Genomic DNA, 20,792 nt, shown 5'->3' on the forward strand with positions numbered 1-20,792 from the left:
GCACCTGTCACAGGTGGCAAAGCGAATGTCACACAGACAAAAGCGGGAATGCAAAAGGCCTCTTAGACTGCAGTAACACCCTGCGAAGAATAACGAAGGAGTACTCTATGTCTGAATCACAGGTCGCCATCCAGCCTGGCGTACAGCAGTTTCTGGACCGACATCACGGGCTGTGGATCGAGGGGCGTCAGGCCGCGTCGGACAGCGAAAAACGGTTGAATGTGTATAACCCTGCTACCGGTGAGGTTATCGCCTCTACGGCAGACGCCAGCGTCGATGATGTCGACCGCGCGGTCATGTCCGGCTGGCGTGCCTTTGTCGCCCGCAGCTGGGCCGGAAAATTACCGGCAGAGCGTGAGCGTATCCTGCTGCGTTTCGCCGACCTGGTGGAGCAGCACAGCGAGGAGCTGGCCCAGCTTGAAACGCTGGAGCAGGGGAAATCCATCAACATTTCCCGTCTCTTTGAAGTGGGCTGTACCCTGAACTGGATGCGCTATACCGCCGGGCTGACCACCAAAATAGCCGGCAAAACCCTCGATCTCTCCATTCCCTTGCCGCAAGGCGCACGCTATCAGGCGTGGACGCGTAAAGAGCCGGTGGGCGTGGTGGCCGGGATTGTGCCGTGGAACTTCCCGCTGATGATCGGTATGTGGAAGGTGATGCCTGCGCTGGCCGCGGGTTGCTCTATCGTTATTAAGCCGTCAGAAACCACGCCGCTGACCATGCTGCGGGTGGCGGAACTGGCGAGCGAAGCAGGTGTCCCTGACGGTGTGTTTAACGTGGTGACCGGAAGCGGCGCGGTGTGCGGCGCAGCGCTGACCTCGCATCCGCATATTGCCAAAGTGAGCTTTACCGGCTCAACGGCGACGGGTAAACAGATTGCCCGCGCGGCGGCCGATACGCTGACCGGCGTGACGCTGGAGCTGGGCGGTAAAAACCCGGCCATCGTGCTGAAAGATGCCGACCCTGCGTGGGTGGTTGAAGGGCTGATGACCGGTAGCTTCCTCAATCAAGGCCAGGTCTGTGCGGCGAGCTCGCGGATTTATATCGAAGCGCCGCTGTTTGACACGCTGGTCAGCGGGTTTGAGCAGGCGGTGAAATCCCTGAGCGTGGGGCCAGGCATGTCGCCGGAGGCGTTTATCAACCCGCTGGTATCCCGGGCTCACTGCGACAAGGTGCAGACCTTCCTGGATGAAGCGAAATCGCGCAACGCGGAGCTGATCACCGGCAACCGTGGGCCGGAAGGGAAAGGCTATTACGTCTCGCCGACGCTGGTGGTCAACCCGGATCCCGGGCTGCGACTCACCCGCGAAGAGGTGTTCGGCCCGGTGGTTAACCTGGTACGTGTAGCCGATGGCGAAGAGGCGTTATCCCTTGCCAACGATACCGAATATGGCCTGACCGCCAGCGTCTGGACGCAGAATATCAGCAAGGCGCTGGAGTATACCGACAGATTGCAGGCGGGTACCGTCTGGGTGAACAGCCATACGCTGATCGACGCCAACCTGCCGTTCGGCGGCATGAAGCAGTCCGGCACCGGACGCGACTTCGGCCCGGACTGGCTGGACGGCTGGTGTGAAACCAAATCGGTGTGCGTGCGCTATTAATAAAAGCAAAAGGCAACCGGGAGGTTGCCTTTTTAGTGTTTGTTCCCTCTCCCGTGGGAGAGGGGCAGGGTGAGGGAATCAGGCCGCACCGGGCTAGTTTTACAGCGACCACCGATCCCGTCCGGCCTCTTTCGCACGGTACAGCGCCGCATCGGCGCGGGCGATCAGTTCCGGCCCCGCCAGGCCTGGCGAAATCCCCGCAATCCCCATACTGACGGTCACATGCTCACTGACCCTGGACGCACCGTGCGGTATCGCCGCCGCGCGCAGGCCGTCCTGGATGCGGCGTGCAACCTGCTGCGCCACGTTTTCCGGGCAATTAAACAGGATCACCAGAAACTCCTCGCCGCCGTAGCGTGACACCACATCGTCCGGGGTTCGCACCGCCTGCTTCAACACCTGCGCCACGCGGGTCAGACAGTCGTCGCCGGCCTGATGGCCATAGGTGTCGTTGTAGAGCTTGAAATAATCGATATCCAGCATGATCAGCGAGAAGGCTTTGTTCTGCTCAACGGCGTTCTCCAGCACCACTTCCATCATCCGGCGATTGGCGGTTTTGGTGAGCGGATCCTGGTGCGCCAGCGCATCCAGCCTGGAGATTAACAGCTGATTTTGCTGATTACGCCGCCAGGCTTCGTCAAACCAGCTTAACAGGATAAACCGCCCGCAAATCATGATCAGCGTGAATACGCTCCAGATAGTCGCAAAGCGAAGGTTAAGGCCATCATTCAGCACCCAGCTGGCGACCGGCAGGGTGAGCCACAGCGGGAGCACAAACGAGAGTAAACCCTCCGGGTAAAAATAGAGCGCCGTCAAGCCGGAGAGCAATAAAATCACACACAGCGGCCAGACGTGGGGAAGGTGCAGGGCGGTAATGAACCAGTAACTGCACATCGACCAGAAGGCGCTGCAGATAAACAGCACTACGCTTATCCCGGCTATACGTCGCCAGGCCATCAGGATTAATGCGGCAGACAGTATAATGATGCCCAGCATCGAGGCATCGACAACCCGGGTCAGATGCTGTGAACCGGGATACAGGAAAACGCTGTTTTCCAGCAGGACGTGGCGCAGCAGGATCATCAGGGCAAAGCTGACGTTAACAAAGGCCAGCCAGGGCAGGTTCATCGCCAGCCCGTGGTGCACCATGGCCTGACGTGTTGGCCAGGTGGCGCGTTCGGGGGTGAGGTTTTTTCTTTTTTCCATAAAGGTTGTTTTCCCGTCCAGGGGCGTGAAGGTGAGATACCACTAACTATAAGCAGGCTGGATGAATCATCAAAATGAAAGGCAAAAAAAACCGGGCATCAGGCCCGGTTGGTGATTATTGCTGTTCGTCTTTCTTCCTGCCAAGCGTTGGCGTTTCGTCAAAGAAGTTCCACGGCTTAAGCAACGTATGCACCCATTCCGTTGGCATGATGGGCCACTCTTCCGCGCGGGCAACGTGCGTGGTTCCGGTGGTCATCCATACCACATCGTCCTGATTATTGAGTGACTCATTGTCTTTGCTGTACTGACCCAGCCCCGTATCGTGCGTGGAGCGGTTCGGGAATTTCCCTTCCGGGTACATTTCGTCAGGGTGGTAGCGCGTCACCCACAGCTGTTTATCCATAAAGCTCAGGCGATGGTAGATCCACTCGTCTGGCGCAAACTTCGCGCCGGTGGCCACCGGGTGCGTGCCGCCCGCGTAAGGGATGATCTGGTACGAGACCGGGTTCCCCATACGGTTCTCTTTGCGGGTATTGCTCAGCAGGCGAATGGTACCCGGATCGAATTTCTGCGCCGCCTGCTGTTCGGTATCGATATCGTACTGATTGACCTGCATGGTACTGGTACGCGGGCCGCCGGCCGTGTTCGGTTTCACCTGCGGATCCATCGCCACCAGTTTATTGTCGATGCCATCCACATCCATATCGAGACGGAAGTTATAGATGTGCTGGTGGGTGGTGCCCACGATGTTGTGATCGATTAAGGTGCCGTATCGGGTGTCGTCTTTGGCGGTGGCGTCATGCATCGTTTTAGCCTGCACGCCTTTCACGGCTTCAATCCCGGTGGCTCCGGCATCAATGCCGATGGTGCCGTTTTCGTGGAATACCCAGTCGAAGATGTAATCGTAGTTGCCAACGGTGCTCACCCAGCGCACCACCAGCTCGCGGCGCTCGGTGCTGACGTTGGGCTTGCCCATCTCCTGATGCTTATATTCAGGCCCGGCGTAGCGCTCGAAAATGGCGATGGCGCGCGGGATCTCCATCGGCGTACCGGTGTAATCCGGGATGGTTTCATTAAGCAACACGGCGTTGGACGGCACATCTTTGCCGCGGACCAGCGGGGAGGTCAGGGTGCCCATGCCGTAGTCGCCCGAATCGAGATAGGCTTTAAAGTACCAGCCCACATCCGGATCGCCGTAAGGGACGATCATCCCGCCCAGGGAGCCCTGATACATGACCTGGCGTTTTTTACCGTTATCGTTATACGTGACGGTCGAGATCATCGGCCCCACACGGGAGTCCAGGCTCAGGTGGAAATCCCAGTTCTGCCAGTGCACCATGTCGCCGGTAATGGTGTAGTTCTTGCCTTCCGGTTCGATGATCTCAAGCGGCTTTTTCGGCGTTTCGATGCGGTCACGACCATCATACGGACGCGGGGTCATGGGCACCGGAACAACCGCACCTTCTTCAATTTTCTGGATCTTCTTCTGTTCGAGATCAACCACCGCCACCAGATTTTCAATCGGGTGCGCCCAGTAGTTGCCGTCGCCCACATCCAGATAGCTCACCACCTTCAGCAGACGGTCTTCCTGTTTCAGGCCGTCTTTACCGTCAAAATAGCCGACGGTCAGCGGGGTCGTGATCACGTTCTTCGTATCGTTAATGCCGCGTTTTTTCAGAACTTCAGCAAATTCCGGGCTCTCGTTGATGATCTGCTGTACGGCGGTGAAATCATCCAGCAACACCATACCGTGAGCATCTTTGACCGGCTCCCAGCGCAGGATTTTCTTCTCCTTCAGATCCACCCGGCTTTCGATGACGTGCTTGCCGTCCAGCAGGGTGATATTCGCCTGACGCGGGGCCTCCACCGGCGTGCCGTTCAGCACAAAGTCCCACACTTTGGCTTTCTCGGGCTCTGCCAGGGCAATCTGGGTGAAGCGGGTGTTTGGTTTAAAATCCTTTGAGGCTTTGACGATCGCCACGGCTTGCTTGATTTCATCAGCCGTTAATGCATTTAGCGGATGGGGGCTTTTCTCAACCTGGAACGTCTGGTCGAGGCCAGACTGGAAGACGTCGTTGATAAAGGTGTCCGAGATAAAGGCTTTGTTGTCTTTCATCACCACCGGCACCGGTAGCGCGAGGGGTTTGCCGTTAACGATGGCGGTTTTTGCACCGGGCTTAACCTTCACGAACGCACCGTCTTTTGCAATGGTGAACATCTGTGCGTAATCATCCCACTGAACCTCTGCGCCAAAATCTGCCAGCGTTTTGTCCATTGGGACCATATGCGCCTCACTGCCGTGAGCGAAAACGGGAGATTGCCAGGCACAGCAGAGCGCAACGGCCAGAGCCAGTGCCGTTCTACGGGCAGAAAATGAAGAATTGCTTCTCATCGTAGACCTCATCTTGTTGTGTTTATTGTGTTGTGAGTCTTATCCTGACAGGCGCGTGAAAAAAGCGTTTGCCTGCATCTGCCAGGTTATTTGTCAGTCTTGCCAGGTTAGAAAAGGGCGGGGATAAATCACATGCCGAGCCTTTTCATCTATCTATGCGCACTGATGAGGCTCCACAAATTGATACGCGCAGTGAACAATTCCCTCTCCCATCGGGAGAGGGTTAGGGTAAGGGGAACATAGGGCTGTGGTGGTCATTCCGTTCACTTTATGTTCCTTGCTACTCAGTTACGACATAACCTGTGAACGTGCCAGGGTGGCTCAGTCGCCACCACCCTGGCGACCCGGGCTCCCGGCGGTAAATCGCCGCTTCGCGGTGCCCTCGGCTTATTCCTTCCGGCTTATCGGGGACGGGCGGAGGTAACCTCCCTGTAAATCCGCCCTCTCGGCGCATCCCTGCGCCTCGCCCCGGCCTGCAGGAAACGCCTCAGCGATTTACAGCCGGACCAGGGCATCGTTGAGAGCCCTCAGTCATGCTGAAAGCAGCGTTATTGCTTCTGCTTACAAATTCCCTCAGTCCTTGTCGAGAGGGTGAGGGGACGTTAGCTGAAATCACCCTGCTGGCGAGCCACCAGCGTCAGAATGGAGTACAGCGCCACCGCCTGCTGGTGTTGATTGAAAATCTCAACCGCCCATTCGACCACGCCGGTGGGTTTTTCATCCGGCGTACGTTGTTTCTTCAGGGTTTTACGTTTGCAGGTCAGGCGCACCTGAATGGTATCGCCCGGTTTCACCGGCTCGATAAAGCGCAGGTTTTCCATGCCGTAGTTGGCGATCACCGGCCCCACGCCCGCATCAACAAACAGCCCGGCGGCGGCAGAGATCAGGAAGTAACCGTGTACCACCCGCTCGCCAAAGATCGACTCCGCTGCGCCAATCTTGTCCATGTGGGCATAGAAATGATCCCCGCTCAGGCAGGCAAAGTTAACGATATCGGCTTCCGTCAGGGTACGACGCGGCGTCAGAAGACTGTCGCCCGGCTGCAATTCTTCGAAGTATTTGCGGAACGGATGAACGCGATCTTCCTGCACCGTCGCGCCGCGTACCCACTGTTTGCCGATGGCGGCCAGCATGGTGGGGCTGCCCTGAATGGCGGTGCGCTGCATATAGTGTTTGACCGCACGCAGGCCACCCAGCTCCTCGCCGCCACCCGCACGTCCCGGACCGCCGTGCACCAGTTGAGGAAGCGGAGAACCGTGCCCGGTAGACTCTTTTGCTGATTCCTCGTTGAGGATCTGAATACGCCCGTGCGCCCGCGCTGCGCCAGAAATAAACTGGCGGGCAAGTGCGGGATCGGCGGTAACCAGCGTCCCGGCCAGGCTACCGCCGCCCGCACGGGCAAGTTGCATCGCGTGGTCTGTATGGCGATACGGCATCAGGGTGGCCACCGGGCCGAACGCTTCGGTGGCGTGCACCGCCGGGGTCTCATCCGGCTGCGGGCAAAAGAGCAGGGTTGGCGGGTAAAACGCCCCGGCGGCCTGCAGATCGGCTTTTCCGCCCAGGCGAACCTGGCAGCCTGCGGCCACAAGCTGATCCACTTTCTCCTGCACGTCCGCACGCTGTTCACTGTTGACCAGCGAACCCATTTTTACGCCTTCCTGCGCCGGGTCGCCCATTACCACCTTTTCCAGCCGGGCGATCAGCGCCTGACTTACCGCGTCAATCTGGTTTTGCGGCACGATAATGCGGCGGATGGCGGTACATTTCTGTCCGGCCTTGGCGGTCATCTCACGTACCACTTCTCGAATGAACAGGGCGAATTCGGGCTGTTCCGGCGTCACGTCTTCCCCCAGTACGCAGCAGTTCAGGGAGTCGGCTTCCATGGTGAAGGGAATGGCATTTGCCACAATATTCGGGTGAACGCGCAGCTGCTGACCGGTACTGGCGGAGCCGGTGAAGGTCACCACATCCTGGCTGTCGAGATGGTCCAGCAGATCGCCCGCGCCGCCGCAGATCAGGCTGATGGCACCGTCCGGCACCAGGCCACTCTCCACAATCGCTTTCACCATCGCCTGCGTCACCTGTGCGGTGGCGGTGGCCGGTTTGATGATCGCCGGCATCCCGGCAAGCCATGTGGGGGCGAGTTTCTCCAGCATGCCCCAGCAGGGGAAGTTGAAGGCGTTAATGTGTACCGCCACGCCCGATTTCGATGTCAGCACATGGCGTGCCGCAAAGCCGCCTTCTTTCGACAGTGGGAGCAGTTCATCCTCGGGCCACAGCGTGTCATCCGGTAATTCACGGCCCCCCAGACTGGCATAGGTGAACAGCGTGCCAATCCCACCTTCAATATCGACCCAACTGTCGGCCTTTGTCGCTCCGGTCTGGGCTGAGAGAGCATAAAACGTCTCTTTCAGGCTGAGCAGGTGCTTCGCCACCGCTTTCAGCATCGCCGCGCGTTCGATAAAGGTCATGGCGTGGAGGGCTTGACCGCCATGCGTAATGGCATAGCGACGTGCCGCCGCCATGTCCAGCCCTTCGCTGGTCACGCTCCAGAGCGCTTCACCGCTGATGGCGTGATGAATAGTACGTTCGCGGCCCCGGCCAGATTGCCAGACACCGGACAAGAAACTGGCTAACTGCTGCATCTCTTATCTCCACATGTTTCGTTATTTCACTATCAATAGTTTGATCATGAATCATAAAAATCAAGCTGAGTTTTAATGAATTGTTAACAATGTGATCTCAAGGGAAGATGTGTGGCGGTTGTAGCCCTGATGTGGCGGCCTTTGCGCAAAAGCCCTGCGAGCGACATCACAAAATCAGGAAACATTTCTTGGGGGTATATTTAACCTTTGTGTAACTTTTAAAAAACAAAGTGATTCACAATTACGCTTTAAGTTGCAAACTAACGAATCATAAAGGTGATGACGTGACGCAAGAACAACGCTTTGAGCAGCGCATAGCGCAGGAGACGGCGATTGAGCCCCAGGACTGGATGCCGGAAGCCTATCGCAAGACGTTGATCCGCCAGATTGGTCAGCACGCCCACTCTGAAATTGTCGGCATGCTGCCGGAAGGGAACTGGATCACCCGCGCCCCGACGCTACGCCGCAAAGCGATCCTGCTGGCGAAAGTGCAGGACGAAGCCGGGCACGGGCTGTATCTCTACAGCGCGGCTGAAACGCTGGGCTGCGCGCGGGAAGACATCTACCAGAAGATGCTCGACGGCAAGATGAAATACTCCTCCATCTTCAACTACCCGACGCTGAGCTGGGCCGATATCGGTGTGATCGGCTGGCTGGTGGACGGTGCCGCCATCGTCAATCAGGTGGCGCTGTGCCGGACCTCTTACGGGCCGTATGCCCGTGCGATGGTGAAAATCTGCAAAGAAGAGAGTTTCCACCAGCGTCAGGGGTTTGAAGCCTGCATGGCGCTGGCGCAGGGGAGTGACGCCCAGCGCCAGATGCTGCAGGACGCCATCAACCGTTTCTGGTGGCCCGCCCTGATGATGTTCGGGCCAAACGACGACAACTCGCCGAACAGCGCCCGTAGTCTCGCCTGGAAAATTAAACGCTTTGGCAATGACGAACTGCGTCAGCGCTTCGTCGACAACACCATCCCGCAGGTGGAGATGCTGGGGATGACGGTACCCGATCCAGACCTGCGCTTTGATGAGGAAACCGGCCACTACCGCTTCGGTGAGATTGACTGGCAGGAGTTTGACGAGGTGATCAACGGACGCGGGATCTGCAACCACGAACGCCTGGCCGCTAAGCGCAAAGCCTGGGAAGAGGGGGCGTGGGTGCGTGAAGCCGCACTGGCGCATGCAGAAAAACAACGCGCCCGTCAGGCCGCATAAGAGGAAATCACGATGAGCAATGTCTACTGGCCGCTGTACGAAGTGTTCGTACGCAGCAAACAAGGGTTATCCCACCGCCATGTTGGCAGTCTGCATGCCGCTGACGATCGCATGGCGCTGGAAAACGCGCGGGATGCCTATACCCGCCGCAGCGAAGGCTGCTCGATCTGGGTGGTGAAGGCGAGCGAGATCGTTGCCTCTCAGCCGGAAGAGAGCGGCGAGTTCTTCGACCCGGCGGAAAGCAAGGTCTATCGCCACCCCACGTTTTACACCATCCCTGATGGCATCGAGCATATGTGAGGTCAGGGATGAAAACAGTATCTGCATACGCCCTGCGTCTGGGCGACAACGGTCTGGTGCTCTCGCAGCGCCTCGGAGCCTGGTGCGGACACGCGCCGGAGCTGGAAATCGATCTTGCGCTCGCCAACATTGGTCTCGATCTGCTGGGGCAGGCGCGCAACTTCCTCGCCTGCGCGGCAGAGCGGGAAGGTCAGGGCGATGAAGACACCCTGGCCTTCGGCCGCGATGAGCGTCAGTTTCACAATTTACTGTTGGCAGAACAGCCGAACGGCAACTTCGCCGACACGATCGCCCGCCAGTACCTGATGGACGCGTGGAATGTTGCCCTCTACGAGCGGCTGATCCACAGCAGCGACAGCCAGCTTGCCGCCATCGCCGCCAAGGCGATTAAAGAGGCGCGTTACCACCTGCGCTTTAGCCGCGGCTGGCTGGTGCGCCTGGGAGACGGCAGTGAAACCTCGTCGCAAAAAATGCAGCAGGCCATCGACAACCTGTGGCGCTTTACGGCCGAGTTGTTCGAGGCGGATGACGTTGAGCTTGAGCTGATTGAGTCCGGCGTTGCGGTTGATCCGCGCACCCTGCGCCAGCCGTGGGAAAACGAAGTGTTTGCCGGACTGCGGGAAGCCAACCTGCGCGTACCCGATGAGACGGCCTATCGCACCGGCGGAAAACGCGGGCTGCATACCGAGCATCTGGGCCCGATGCTGGCAGAGATGCAGTATCTCCAGCGCGCGTATCCCGATCAGCAGTGGTAAAGGAGAACGCCATGCAACGTCTTGTCGACATCGCCCCCCCGCAGGTTCCGCACATCTGGTCGTTGCTCAGCCAGATCCCGGACCCGGAAGTGCCGGTGCTCACCATCACCGATTTAGGTATGGTGCGCAGCGTCACCGCGCAGGGCGAAGGCTGGGTGATCGGCTTTACCCCAACCTATTCAGGCTGCCCGGCGACGGAACACCTGCTTGGCGCTATCCGCGACACCCTGACGGCACACGGGTATACGCCCGTGCACATCGTGCTGCAGCTGGAACCCGCCTGGACCACCGACTGGATGACCGACGATGCGCGTGAACGTCTGCGCGCGTATGGCATCAGCCCACCCGTGGGGCACAGCTGTCATGCCCATGTTCCCGCTGAGGTGAGCTGCCCGCGCTGCGCCAGTACCGACACCTCGCTTATCAGTGAATTTGGTTCAACGGCCTGTAAGGCGCTTTACCGCTGCAATACCTGCCGCGAGCCCTTCGACTATTTCAAATGTATTTGAGGTTGCCATGACAACGTTTCATTCATTAACAGTGGCAAAAGTAGAACCCGAAACCCGCGATGCGGTGACCATTACCTTCGCGGTGCCGCAGGCGTTGCAGGAGGCGTACCGCTTTCGTCCCGGCCAACACCTGACCCTGAAAACCAGACTGGGTGCAGACGAACTGCGCCGCTGTTACTCCATCTGCCGGAGTAGCGCGCCGGGGGAGATCAGCGTCGCGGTTAAAGCCATTGAAGGCGGGCGTTTCTCTCGTTACGCCCGGGATGAGATCAAACCGGGCATGACGCTGGAGGTGATGGTTCCCCAGGGGCATTTTGGCTATCAGCCACAGCCTGAGCGGGAAGGTCACTATCTGGCGATTGCCGCAGGCTCCGGCATCACCCCGATGCTGGCGATTTTATCCGCCACGCTGGCCGCCGAACCGAACAGCCACTTCACCCTGATCTACGGCAACCGCAGCAGCCAGAGCATGATGTTCCGTCAGGCGCTGGCAGACCTGAAGGATAAATACCCGCAGCGGCTGCAGCTGGTTGCCATTTTCAGCCAGGAGCGGCTGGACAGCGACCTGCTTTACGGCCGTATCGACGGTGAAAAGCTGCAGGCGCTGGCAAAAACGCTGATCAACTTCCGCCAGTACGACGAGGCCTTTATCTGCGGCCCGGCCGCGATGATGGACGAGGCTGAAGCGACCTTAAAAGCGCTGGGGATGGCCGAAAAATCCCTTCACCTTGAGCGGTTCAATACGCCGGGCACGGCCGTTAAACGCGCGGTGAGCGTGCAGGCGGAAGGCCAGAAGGTGATCGTGCGTCAGGACGGACGTGACCGCGAGATCGTCCTGACAGCGGATGACGACAGCATTCTGGATGCCGCCCTGCGCCAGGGGGCGGATCTGCCGTATGCCTGCAAGGGGGGCGTCTGCGCCACCTGTAAATGCAAAGTGCTGCGCGGCAAGGTGGACATGGCGACCAACTACAGCCTCGAGCCGGACGAACTGGCTGCCGGGTATGTGCTGAGCTGTCAGGCGCTGCCGCTAACCGCCGACGTGGTGGTCGACTTCGACGCAAAGGGGATGGCATGAGCGAACTCCTCGTTACCCGTCATGGCCGTGTGCTGCAGTTGACGCTCAACCGTCCGGCGGCACGCAACGCCCTCAACAATGGACTGCTGACGCAGCTTGCCGAACAACTGGAGGCCGCAGCCTGCGACAACAGTATTTCTGCCTGCGTGATTTACGGCAGCGAGCGCTGCTTTGCGGCCGGAGCCGATCTCAACGAAATGGCAGAGAAAGATCTGCCTGCCACCCTGAACGATAGTCGTCCTCAGCTGTGGAAGCGGATAGACGCCTTCAATAAACCGCTGATTGCCGCCGTGAACGGTTTTGCACTCGGGGCTGGCTGCGAGCTGGCCCTGCTGTGCGATGTAGTGATTGCCGGTGACAACGCCCGCTTCGGTCTGCCAGAAATTACGCTTGGGATCATGCCCGGTGCGGGCGGCACGCAGCGCCTGATCCGCTGCGTGGGTAAATCGCTCGCCAGCAGAATGGTGCTGACCGGGGAAAGCATTACGGCGCAGCAGGCTCAGCGAGCCGGTCTGGTCAGCGACGTTTTCCCGGCCTCACTGACGCTGGAATATGCCCTGAACCAGGCAGCACTGATGGCGCGCCACTCGCCGCTGGCGCTACAGGCGGCTAAACAGGCGCTGCGCCAGTCGCAGGAGGTGCCGCTGCAGGCGGGTCTGGCTCAGGAGCGTCAGCTGTTCGCGCTGCTCTCGGCCACGGAAGACAGGCGAGAAGGCATCGACGCCTTCTTACAGAAACGTACTCCCGACTTTAAAGGACGCTAATTGTGGAATTTATTCTCAGTCATGTAGAGCAAGGCGTAATGACCCTGACGCTGAACCGTCCGGAGCGTCTGAACAGCTTTAACGATGCGATGCACCAGCAGCTTTCAGAGTGCCTGAAGCAGGCCGAGCGCGATGACACTATCCGATGTCTGCTGATCACCGGCGCAGGGCGCGGCTTCTGTGCCGGGCAGGATCTGAACGACCGTAACGTCGACCCGAACGGTCCGGCGCCGGATCTGGGGATGTCCGTCGAGACTTTTTATAACCCGCTGGTGCGTCGTCTGGCCGCGTTGCCAAAACCGGTGATTTGCGCGGTCAACGGCGTGGCGGCCGGAGCGGGGGCCACGCTGGCGCTGGGGTGCGACATGGTGATTGCCGCGCGCTCCGCCACCTTTGTAATGGCCTTCAGCAAGCTGGGGCTAGTCCCGGACTGCGGCGGGACCTGGTTCCTGCCGCGCGTGGCCGGACGTGCCCGCGCCATGGGGTTGGCGCTGCTTGGCGACAAACTGAGCGCCGAACAGGCGCACGCCTGGGGAATGATCTGGCAGGTGGTGGATGACGACCAGCTCTCCAGTACGGCGCAGCAGCTGGCCCTGCACTTTGCCTCGCAGCCCACCTTTGGGCTGGGGCTGATCAAACAGGCGATCAATGCCGCTGAAACCAACACCCTGGACGCACAGCTTGACCTGGAGCGCGATTATCAACGGCTGGCCGGACGCAGCGACGATTACCGCGAAGGCGTGAGCGCCTTCCTGGCGAAGCGCACGCCCAATTTTACGGGGAAGTAAGATGCTGAACATTCGTACTGTCGCCGTCATTGGAAGCGGGACAATGGGTGCCGGAATAGCCGAAGTCGCGGCACGCCATGGGCATCAGGTGCTGATGTATGACATTGCCTCAGACGCCATTTCCCGCGCCATTGACGGCATTCGCCAGCGCCTTGCCTCCCGGGTGACGCGGGGCAAACTCACTGAGGAGGCCTGTGGGCAGATCCTCGCCCGGCTGACCCCGGTCACGGATATCAGTGCGCTCACCGCGGCGGACCTGGTGATAGAAGCCGCCTCCGAGCGCCTTGAGGTGAAAAAAGCGCTGTTTGCCGAACTGGCGGCGATCTGCCCGCCGCAAACCCTGCTTACCAGCAACACGTCTTCTATCTCGATCACCGCGATTGCGGCGGATATCCGTCATCCCGAGCGGGTGGCAGGTCTGCATTTCTTTAACCCGGCACCGGTGATGAAGCTGGTGGAGGTGGTTAGCGGGCTGGCGACCTCGCCGGAAGTGGCCGACGCGCTGTGCGCGCTGGCGCTGAACTGGGGGAAACAGCCGGTGCGCTGCCAGTCAACGCCGGGCTTCATCGTGAACCGCGTGGCGCGCCCGTTCTATTCCGAAGCCTGGCGCGCGCTGGAAGAACAGGTTGCAGCCCCTGAAGTGATTGATGCGGCCCTGCGCGAGGGCGGTGGTTTCCCGATGGGGCCGCTGGAACTGACCGATCTGATTGGGCAGGACGTGAACTTCGCCGTGACCTGTTCGGTGTTTAACGCATTCTGGCAGGAGCGGCGTTTTCTGCCTTCACTGGTGCAGCAGGAGCTGGTACTGGCGGGGCGGCTGGGGCAAAAAAAGCGGGAAGGGCGTTTACGACTGGCGCGGCGAATCGCCACCGGTGCCATGGCTTGAAACGATCAACGACAGCTTTAGCCCGATGCGGGTTGAACGAAAACGTGACGGCGTCACGGAAATCGATGAGGTGTTGCTGATTGAAACGCAGGGTGAAACCGCTCAGGCGCTGGCGCTGCGCCTCAACTGCCCGGTGGTGGTAGTTGATCGCATTGAGCGCGACGTGGCGGTGATTGCGTCGGCGGCCAGCAACCCGCATACCGCGACGCAAAAAGTCATCCGCTACCTGCAACAGCAGGGAAAGCGGGTGGTGCAGATTGCCGATTACCCTGGCCTGCTGGTCTGGCGCACGGTGGCGATGATTGCCAACGAAGCGCTGGATGCGCTGCAGAAAGGGGTCGCCAGCGAAAAAGATATCGATACCGCCATGCGTCTGGGCGTGAACTACCCGTCCGGGCCGATTGCCTGGGGCGAGCGGCTGGGCTGGCAACGTCTGTTAACGCTGCTGGAAAACCTGCAGCGTCATTACGGCGAAGAACGTTATCGCCCCTGTTCACTGCTGCGCCAGCGTGCGCTTCTGGAGAGTAGCTATGAGTCATAACGCCTGGCATAACGCCCGCGCCATGTACGAACAGGATGCCTGCGCGCAGGCAATGGGGATGGACATTATCGACATGGACGAGGGTTACGCAGTGGTGACCATGACCATCACCCCGCAGATGCTTAACGGCCATAAAACCTGCCACGGCGGACAGCTCTTCTCGCTGGCCGACACCGCGTTTGCCTACGCCTGCAACAGCCAGGGGCTGGCGGCGGTGGCCTCTGGCTGCACAATCGATTTCCTTCGTCCGGGCTTTGTCGGAGACAAGCTGACCGCCACCGCGCGGGTAAAGCATCAGGGCAAACTGACCGGCGTGTATGACATCGAAATTCAGAACCAACAACAGAAAACCGTCGCTCTCTTTCGCGGAAAATCCCACCGCATCGGCGGCAATGTGACAGGAGAAGCCTGATGCGTGACGCATTTATTTGTGATGGGGTGCGAACCCCGGTGGGGCGGTACGGCGGGGCGTTATCCGCCGTACGCGCGGACGATCTGGGCGCCATACCGCTGCGTACCTTGCTGGAGCGCTATCCGCAACTCGACCCGGAGCGGATTGATGATGTGATCTTCGGCTGCGCCAACCAGGCGGGGGAAGACAACCGCAACGTGGCGCGTATGGCGTCACTGCTGGCCGGGCTGCCGCACACCGTCTCCGGCACGACGATCAACCGCCTGTGCGGCTCGGGGCTGGATGCGATTGGCTTTGCTGCTCGCGCCATAAAATCCGGTGATGGCGATCTGCTGATTGCCGGTGGCGTCGAGTCGATGTCCCGCGCGCCGTTTGTGATGGCGAAAGCCACCGCGGCGTTTCAGCGCCAGGCGGAGATCTTCGATACCACCCTTGGCTGGCGATTTGTGAATCCGCTCATGCATCAGACGTTCGGAACTGACAGCATGCCGGAAACGGCAGAGAATGTAGCTGAATTGTTAAATATCAGCCGTGCCGATCAGGATGCGTTCGCGCTGCGCAGCCAGCAACGTACCGCCCGGGCGCAGCAAAACGGCATTCTGGCGCAGGAGATCGTGCCGGTGCTGATTCCGGGAAAAAAAGGGACCGTTACGGAGGTCTCTGTTGATGAGCACCCGCGCGCCGACACCACGCTGGCGCAACTTGCCGCCCTGAAAGCGCCGTTTCGCAAAAATGGCGTCGTTACCGCAGGTAACGCCTCTGGGGTGAACGATGGCGCCGCTGCACTGATTATCGCCAGCGAGCAGATGGCGCTTTCACAGGGGCTTGTGCCGCGCACGCGGATTGTGGCCATGGCCACCGCAGGCGTGGAGCCACGTCTGATGGGGGTAGGGCCGGTGCCCGCCACCCGCAAAGTGCTGGAGCGAGCGGGGCTCAGCATCAACGAGATGGATGTGATTGAGCTGAACGAAGCCTTCGCCTCGCAGGCGCTGGGCGTGCTGCGTCAGCTGGGGTTGCCGGACGATGCCGCACACGTCAATCCGAACGGAGGGGCCATTGCGTTAGGCCATCCGCTGGGAATGAGCGGTGCCAGGCTGGCGCTGGCCGCGAGCAATGAATTGCATCGACGCCACGGGCGCTACGCGCTGTGTACGATGTGCATCGGTGTGGGTCAGGGCATTGCCATGATCCTTGAGCGTGTTTGAGCGAACAATAATGTGAGTACCCTGCGATGATAAATACAACAAAGCTTGATCCGATCGAAACCGCGTCCATTGACGAATTACAGGCGTTGCAGACCCAACGTCTGAAATGGACGTTGAACCACGCCTATAACAACGTGCCGATGTACAAACGTAAGTTTGATGCCGCGGGCGTTCACCCTGACGATTTCCACGAGCTGGCCGATATCCGCAAATTCCCGTGCACCACCAAGCAGGATCTGCGCGATAACTATCCGTTCGATACCTTCGCCGTACCGATGGAGCAGGTGGTACGTATTCATGCCTCCTCCGGCACGACCGGGAAACCGACCGTTGTCGGCTACACTCAGGGCGACATCGACAACTGGGCCAACCTGGTGGCCCGCTCCCTGCGTGCCGCCGGGGGCAGCGCGAAGGATAAAATTCATGTGGCCTATGGTTATGGCCTGTTTACCGGCGGGCTGGGCGCCCACTACGGTGCCGAGCGTTTAGGGGCCACGGTGATCCCGATGTCCGGCGGCCAGACCGAGAAGCAGGCGCAGCTGATCCGCGATTTTAAGCCGGATATGATCATGGTGACGCCTTCCTACTGCCTCAACCTGATTGAAGAGCTGGAGCGGCAGATGGGCGGCGATGCCAGCGCCTGCTCCCTGCGCGTGGGTGTGTTCGGTGCCGAGCCGTGGACCCAGGCGATGCGTCATGAGATCGAAAAACGGTTAGGCATTACCGCGCTGGATATCTACGGCCTCTCGGAAGTGATGGGGCCGGGCGTGGCGATGGAGTGTATCGAAACCGCCGACGGCCCGACCATCTGGGAAGATCATTTCTACCCGGAGATCGTCAACCCGAACGACGGCACGCCGCTTAATGACGGCGAGCAGGGCGAACTGCTGTTCACCACGCTGACTAAAGAGGCGCTGCCGGTGATCCGCTATCGCACCCGGGACCTGACCCGTCTGCTGCCGGGGACCGCCCGCACCATGCGCCGCATGGACAGGATCAGCGGTCGCAGCGACGACATGCTCATTATCCGCGGTGTGAACGTCTTCCCGTCGCAGCTGGAAGAGGAGATTGTGAAGTTTGAGCATCTCTCTCCGCATTACCAGCTGGAGGTGAATCGTCGGGGGCATCTTGATTCACTTTCTGTAAAAGTGGAGCTGAAAGAGAGCAGTCTCTCGCTGACCCACGAACAGCGCTGTCAGGTCTGCCATCAGCTGCGTCATCGCATTAAATCGATGGTCGGGATTTCAACGGACGTTATGATCGTTAACTGTGGCAGCATCCCGCGCTCGGAGGGGAAAGCCTGCCGGGTGTTTGACCTGCGTAAAGTGGCGGCCAACGGTTGAATTATCCTCATTCTGCGTTCCCTCTCCCTTGAGGGAGAGGGCTGGGGTGAGGGGGAACATATGGCTGTAGAGGTCATTCCGTTCACTTTATGTTCCTTGCTACTCTGTAACGGCATGACTTGTGAACGTGCCAGGGCGGCTCAATCGCCACCGCCCTGGCGACCCGGGCTCCCGGCGGTAAATCGCCGCTTCGCGGTGCCCTCGGCTTATTCCTTCCGGCTTATCGGGGACGGGCGGAGGTAACATCCCTGTAAATCCGCCCTCTCGGCGCATCCATGCGCCTCGCCCCGGCCTACAGGAAACGCCTCAGCGATTTACAGCCGGACCAGGGCGTCGCTGTAAGTCATTTATTTTCCTGAAACAACTTTCGTCGCTTTCGGTAAAAAAATTACTGGGGATCCCTCAACCCTTTGGGAGAGAGTTAGGGTGAGGGGCTCTCCAGGATTCGTATGCTATGATTCATCCAGGACAAAAACACCAACAGAATGAATCATATGAAACTCGACGCCTTTATTCAGCATGCGGTCAGTTCGGTTCCCATCAGCGGGACGTCGCTAATCTCTTCATTATACGGTGATGCGCTTTCCCATCGCGGCGGCGAGATCTGGCTTGGCAGCCTGGCCGCGTTGCTCGAAGGGATGGGCTTTGGCGAACGCTTTGTGCGAACCGCGCTGTTTCGCCTCAATAAAGAGGGCTGGCTGGATGTTTCCCGCATCGGGCGTCGCAGCTATTACCGCCTGAGCGACAAAGGGCTGCGTTTAACCCGCCGGGCAGAGAATAAGATCTACCGCGCGGAGTTGCCTGCCTGGGATGGCAAATGGCTGCTGCTGCTCTCTGAAGGTCTCGATAAAACCACGCTTGCCGACGTGAAAAAACAGCTTATCTGGCAAGGGTTTGGCACGCTGGCGCCCAGCCTGATGGCTTCGCCCTCGCAGCATCTGGCGGATGTGCAGTCGCTTCTTCATGACGCGGGCGTGGCGGAAAATGTCATCTTCTTCGAAGCCCATTCACCGCTGGCACTTTCTCGCGCGGCGCTGCGTTCCCGCGTTGAGGAGTGCTGGCAGCTGACCGAACAGAACGCGATGTACGAGACGTTTATTCAGTCGTTCCGTCCGCTACTGCCGCTGCTGAAAGAGGCTACGCCGGAAGAGCTTACGCCGGAGCGTTGCTTCCAGATCCAGCTGTTACTGATCCACTTTTATCGTCGCGTGGTGCTGAAAGACCCGCTGCTGCCAGAGGAGCTACTGCCTGCGCACTGGGCGGGTCAAAGCGCGCGACAGCTTTGCATCAACATCTATCAGCGTGTGGCACCGGGAGCGCTGGCGTTTGTCAGCGAGAAAGGCGAAACCTCGGTGGGTGAACTGCCCGTGCCCGGCACGCTTTATTATCAACGCTTTGGTGGTCTTGCGACCGCATAAGGAGTGAGGATGCCTGTTTATCAAATTGACGGTCTGACGCCGGTGGTGCCAGACGAGAGCTATGTCCACCCGACAGCGGTGCTCATTGGCGATGTGATCCTGGGCAAAGGTGTGTATGTCGGCCCCAATGCCAGCCTGCGCGGTGATTTTGGCCGTATTGTGGTGAAAGATGGCGCGAACATTCAGGATAACTGCGTGATGCACGGCTTCCCGGAGCAAGATACGGTGGTGGAAGAGGACGGCCATATTGGCCACAGCGCCATTCTGCACGGCTGTATTATCCGCCGCAACGCCCTGGTAGGGATGAACGCAGTGGTGATGGACGGGGCGGTGATTGGCGAAAACAGCATCGTCGGCGCGGCGGCGTTTGTGAAGGCGAAAGCCGAGATGCCCGCTAACCATTTGATTATCGGCAGTCCGGCGAAAGCGATTCGTGAGCTAAGCGAACAGGAACTGGCCTGGAAGCAGCAGGGCACGCGCGAGTATCAGGTGCTGGTGGAGCGCTGTAAGCTGACGATGCATCAGGTGGAGCCGCTGCGCGAAGAAGAGCCGGGACGCAAATGGCTGACGTTTGATGAGAATTTACGGCCGAAATCGGCGGTGTGAGCGGGGGAATTCAGTTGGACTTAGAAACAGCGCGTTTAAAGCTTGAACCCTATCATGACGATCATTATGAAGGCTTGCGGGTGATGGATGGCGATCCCGGCGTGATGCGGTATATCAACCAGGGGATCGCTAAAACGCCGGAAGAGACCTGGGAAGGGATCCGACGCGTTCAGGCCCGTTGGGCAAAATACGGGTTTTCGTGGTGGGCGATTAAAGAGAAGGCGTCTGGTGAGGTCGTTGGCGCAGCATGTCTCCAGCATCTGGCTAACGTGGAGGGCGCCCCGCTGGAGATTGGCTGGCGACTTATCCCGGCACATAATGGCAAAGGTTACGCAACGGAAGCCGCAAAAGCGATTATTGCGTTCGCAGCAGAACAGGTGGGTGCCACTTATCTGGTTGCGGTTGCCGATCCGGACAATGTCCCCTCGCAGCGTGTGATGCAACGGTTAGGTATGACGTTCAAGGCGATAGAAGAGCATTATGATGTGCCTTGTGTGGTGTATGAACTCAACCTTTAACATACTGCATGCAGATGATTGAAAGACTTTTGGGGGCTACTCTGTTTTTCGTAGCCACTCATTTTTGGTCAGCGAATAGAGTAGACTCGGCGGGGCATTCTCAACATCCAGAATCTCTTTGATATATTTTAATCCCGCTTTTTCAAGAACGTTTTGCGATGCGTGATGGTTCCTTCTCACGACCGCTGATATTTCCGTTAAGTCGATTACTTCAAAACCGTATTCGATCGCAGAGGTTGCAAATTCTGTGGCGAAACCTTTTCCCCATGCCTCAGTGCAAAATCGATAACCCAGATTATTAAGACGGCTATCTGCAAAGTCACGAATTCCCAGCCCGCCAAAACCGATGATGCTATCTATATTATTGTGAAGTGAGATAGCCCAGTTTCCAAAACCATGGGTATTCCAGTGACCGATCCAGCGATTCAGGACCGATTGCGCGTAGTCAATGTCCGGGTAGGGACCTGCAGGGTTAAAGGTATTAGTCGCTGGATCGCCATAAATTTTGAAAAGTGCAACGACATCTGACTCTCTTACAGGGCGAAGATATAAACGTTTCGTTTCAACTTTCATCATTGTCCTCCTGATGAGCGAGATCAGGTATT

General features: G+C 58.9%; 18 protein-coding genes and 1 pseudogene. 15 read left to right on the plus strand and 4 right to left on the minus strand.

Features of this window, described 5'->3' with window-relative positions:
• Positions 1–107 precede the first annotated feature (107 nt).
• The gene (locus ACTJJI_RS06550; protein WP_014831750.1) at positions 108–1,607 is read left to right on the plus strand and encodes an aldehyde dehydrogenase family protein; all 1,500 of its coding nucleotides are present in this window, start codon (positions 108–110) and stop codon (positions 1,605–1,607) included.
• A gap of 99 nt (positions 1,608–1,706) precedes the next feature.
• On the opposite strand, the gene ACTJJI_RS06555 is transcribed toward ACTJJI_RS06550, so the two are convergent.
• From ACTJJI_RS06555 to paaZ, 3 genes are all read right to left on the minus strand, one after another.
• Positions 1,707–2,813 (minus strand): GGDEF domain-containing protein, encoded by a 1,107-nt coding sequence (locus ACTJJI_RS06555; RefSeq protein ID WP_047362043.1) that lies wholly within the window; start codon positions 2,811–2,813, stop codon positions 1,707–1,709.
• A 115-nt stretch (positions 2,814–2,928) separates the two neighbouring features.
• On the minus strand, positions 2,929–5,205 hold the full coding sequence (gene tynA, locus ACTJJI_RS06560; RefSeq protein ID WP_125365988.1) for a primary-amine oxidase: 2,277 nt from the start codon (positions 5,203–5,205) through the stop codon (positions 2,929–2,931).
• A gap of 602 nt (positions 5,206–5,807) precedes the next feature.
• Complete coding sequence (paaZ, locus tag ACTJJI_RS06565) at positions 5,808–7,850, minus strand: phenylacetic acid degradation bifunctional protein PaaZ (RefSeq protein WP_440653509.1); 2,043 nt, start codon at positions 7,848–7,850, stop codon at positions 5,808–5,810.
• Positions 7,851–8,134: 284 nt separating this feature from the next.
• On the opposite strand from paaZ, the gene paaA reads away from it, so the two are divergent.
• The 14 genes and pseudogenes from paaA to ACTJJI_RS06635 all read left to right on the plus strand — a co-directional run bounded on the left by paaA (position 8,135) and on the right by ACTJJI_RS06635 (position 20,187).
• On the plus strand, positions 8,135–9,064 hold the full coding sequence (gene paaA, locus ACTJJI_RS06570) for a 1,2-phenylacetyl-CoA epoxidase subunit PaaA (RefSeq protein WP_013096761.1): 930 nt from the start codon (positions 8,135–8,137) through the stop codon (positions 9,062–9,064).
• Positions 9,065–9,076: 12 nt separating this feature from the next.
• Complete coding sequence (gene paaB / locus ACTJJI_RS06575; RefSeq protein ID WP_003857353.1) at positions 9,077–9,364, plus strand: 1,2-phenylacetyl-CoA epoxidase subunit PaaB; 288 nt, start codon at positions 9,077–9,079, stop codon at positions 9,362–9,364.
• A gap of 8 nt (positions 9,365–9,372) precedes the next feature.
• A complete protein-coding gene (gene paaC / locus ACTJJI_RS06580) occupies positions 9,373–10,119 on the plus strand; it encodes a 1,2-phenylacetyl-CoA epoxidase subunit PaaC (protein ID WP_440653512.1) in 747 nt (248 codons plus the stop codon).
• Positions 10,120–10,130: 11 nt separating this feature from the next.
• On the plus strand, positions 10,131–10,628 hold the full coding sequence (gene paaD, locus ACTJJI_RS06585; RefSeq protein WP_047362037.1) for a 1,2-phenylacetyl-CoA epoxidase subunit PaaD: 498 nt from the start codon (positions 10,131–10,133) through the stop codon (positions 10,626–10,628).
• Positions 10,629–10,635: 7 nt separating this feature from the next.
• The gene (gene paaE, locus ACTJJI_RS06590; RefSeq protein WP_248061697.1) at positions 10,636–11,706 is read left to right on the plus strand and encodes a 1,2-phenylacetyl-CoA epoxidase subunit PaaE; all 1,071 of its coding nucleotides are present in this window, start codon (positions 10,636–10,638) and stop codon (positions 11,704–11,706) included.
• The gene (gene paaF, locus ACTJJI_RS06595) at positions 11,703–12,470 is read left to right on the plus strand and encodes a 2,3-dehydroadipyl-CoA hydratase PaaF (protein ID WP_440653515.1); all 768 of its coding nucleotides are present in this window, start codon (positions 11,703–11,705) and stop codon (positions 12,468–12,470) included. The genes paaE and paaF overlap by 4 nt, the downstream gene beginning before the upstream one ends.
• Positions 12,470–13,258, plus strand: coding sequence for a 2-(1,2-epoxy-1,2-dihydrophenyl)acetyl-CoA isomerase PaaG (paaG, locus tag ACTJJI_RS06600; protein WP_154819479.1), 789 nt, complete (start codon positions 12,470–12,472; stop codon positions 13,256–13,258). The genes paaF and paaG overlap by 1 nt, the downstream gene beginning before the upstream one ends.
• A gap of 1 nt (position 13,259) precedes the next feature.
• Positions 13,260–14,685: pseudogene (gene paaH, locus ACTJJI_RS06605) on the plus strand (3-hydroxyacyl-CoA dehydrogenase PaaH).
• A complete protein-coding gene (paaI, locus tag ACTJJI_RS06610) occupies positions 14,675–15,097 on the plus strand; it encodes a hydroxyphenylacetyl-CoA thioesterase PaaI (protein WP_014831764.1) in 423 nt (140 codons plus the stop codon). The pseudogene paaH and the gene paaI overlap by 11 nt, the downstream one beginning before the upstream one ends.
• Positions 15,097–16,302 (plus strand): 3-oxoadipyl-CoA thiolase, encoded by a 1,206-nt coding sequence (gene pcaF / locus ACTJJI_RS06615; protein ID WP_440653517.1) that lies wholly within the window; start codon positions 15,097–15,099, stop codon positions 16,300–16,302. Before paaI ends, pcaF begins: the two co-directional genes overlap by 1 nt.
• A 26-nt stretch (positions 16,303–16,328) precedes the next feature.
• Positions 16,329–17,645: a phenylacetate--CoA ligase PaaK gene (gene paaK / locus ACTJJI_RS06620; RefSeq protein ID WP_014831766.1), complete on the plus strand. Its 1,317-nt coding sequence runs from the start codon at positions 16,329–16,331 to the stop codon at positions 17,643–17,645.
• 485 nt (positions 17,646–18,130) lie between these two features.
• Positions 18,131–19,063: a phenylacetic acid degradation operon negative regulatory protein PaaX gene (gene paaX, locus ACTJJI_RS06625; protein ID WP_046887551.1), complete on the plus strand. Its 933-nt coding sequence runs from the start codon at positions 18,131–18,133 to the stop codon at positions 19,061–19,063.
• Between the two features lie 9 nt (positions 19,064–19,072).
• Entirely contained in the window at positions 19,073–19,669 is a 597-nt protein-coding gene (gene paaY, locus ACTJJI_RS06630) for a phenylacetic acid degradation protein PaaY (protein WP_440653520.1), read from the plus strand.
• Positions 19,670–19,683: 14 nt separating this feature from the next.
• The gene (locus tag ACTJJI_RS06635; RefSeq protein ID WP_118282998.1) at positions 19,684–20,187 is read left to right on the plus strand and encodes a GNAT family N-acetyltransferase; all 504 of its coding nucleotides are present in this window, start codon (positions 19,684–19,686) and stop codon (positions 20,185–20,187) included.
• A 36-nt stretch (positions 20,188–20,223) separates the two neighbouring features.
• Here ACTJJI_RS06635 and ACTJJI_RS06640 read toward each other — a convergent pair whose 3' ends face one another.
• Positions 20,224–20,760 (minus strand): GNAT family N-acetyltransferase, encoded by a 537-nt coding sequence (locus ACTJJI_RS06640; RefSeq protein WP_440653546.1) that lies wholly within the window; start codon positions 20,758–20,760, stop codon positions 20,224–20,226.
• Positions 20,761–20,792 lie beyond the last annotated feature (32 nt).

The organism is Enterobacter sp. 22466 (assembly GCF_052044775.1).
Classification (GTDB): domain Bacteria; phylum Pseudomonadota; class Gammaproteobacteria; order Enterobacterales; family Enterobacteriaceae; genus Enterobacter; species Enterobacter dissolvens.

Bases quoted from the DNA above. Each gene is read 5' to 3' on its own strand.
- ACTJJI_RS06550 (WP_014831750.1), top strand. From the start codon at position 108: ATGTCTGAATCACAGGTCGCCATCCAGCCTGGCGTACAGCAGTTTCTG.
- ACTJJI_RS06555 (WP_047362043.1), bottom strand. From the start codon at position 2,813: ATGGAAAAAAGAAAAAACCTCACCCCCGAACGCGCCACCTGGCCAACA.
- tynA (WP_125365988.1), bottom strand. From the start codon at position 5,205: ATGAGAAGCAATTCTTCATTTTCTGCCCGTAGAACGGCACTGGCTCTG.
- paaZ (WP_440653509.1), bottom strand. From the start codon at position 7,850: ATGCAGCAGTTAGCCAGTTTCTTGTCCGGTGTCTGGCAATCTGGCCGG.
- paaB (WP_003857353.1), top strand. From the start codon at position 9,077: ATGAGCAATGTCTACTGGCCGCTGTACGAAGTGTTCGTACGCAGCAAA.
- paaC (WP_440653512.1), top strand. From the start codon at position 9,373: ATGAAAACAGTATCTGCATACGCCCTGCGTCTGGGCGACAACGGTCTG.
- paaD (WP_047362037.1), top strand. From the start codon at position 10,131: ATGCAACGTCTTGTCGACATCGCCCCCCCGCAGGTTCCGCACATCTGG.
- paaE (WP_248061697.1), top strand. From the start codon at position 10,636: ATGACAACGTTTCATTCATTAACAGTGGCAAAAGTAGAACCCGAAACC.
- paaF (WP_440653515.1), top strand. From the start codon at position 11,703: ATGAGCGAACTCCTCGTTACCCGTCATGGCCGTGTGCTGCAGTTGACG.
- paaI (WP_014831764.1), top strand. From the start codon at position 14,675: ATGAGTCATAACGCCTGGCATAACGCCCGCGCCATGTACGAACAGGAT.
- pcaF (WP_440653517.1), top strand. From the start codon at position 15,097: ATGCGTGACGCATTTATTTGTGATGGGGTGCGAACCCCGGTGGGGCGG.
- paaK (WP_014831766.1), top strand. From the start codon at position 16,329: ATGATAAATACAACAAAGCTTGATCCGATCGAAACCGCGTCCATTGAC.
- paaX (WP_046887551.1), top strand. From the start codon at position 18,131: ATGAATCATATGAAACTCGACGCCTTTATTCAGCATGCGGTCAGTTCG.
- paaY (WP_440653520.1), top strand. From the start codon at position 19,073: ATGCCTGTTTATCAAATTGACGGTCTGACGCCGGTGGTGCCAGACGAG.
- ACTJJI_RS06640 (WP_440653546.1), bottom strand. From the start codon at position 20,760: ATGAAAGTTGAAACGAAACGTTTATATCTTCGCCCTGTAAGAGAGTCA.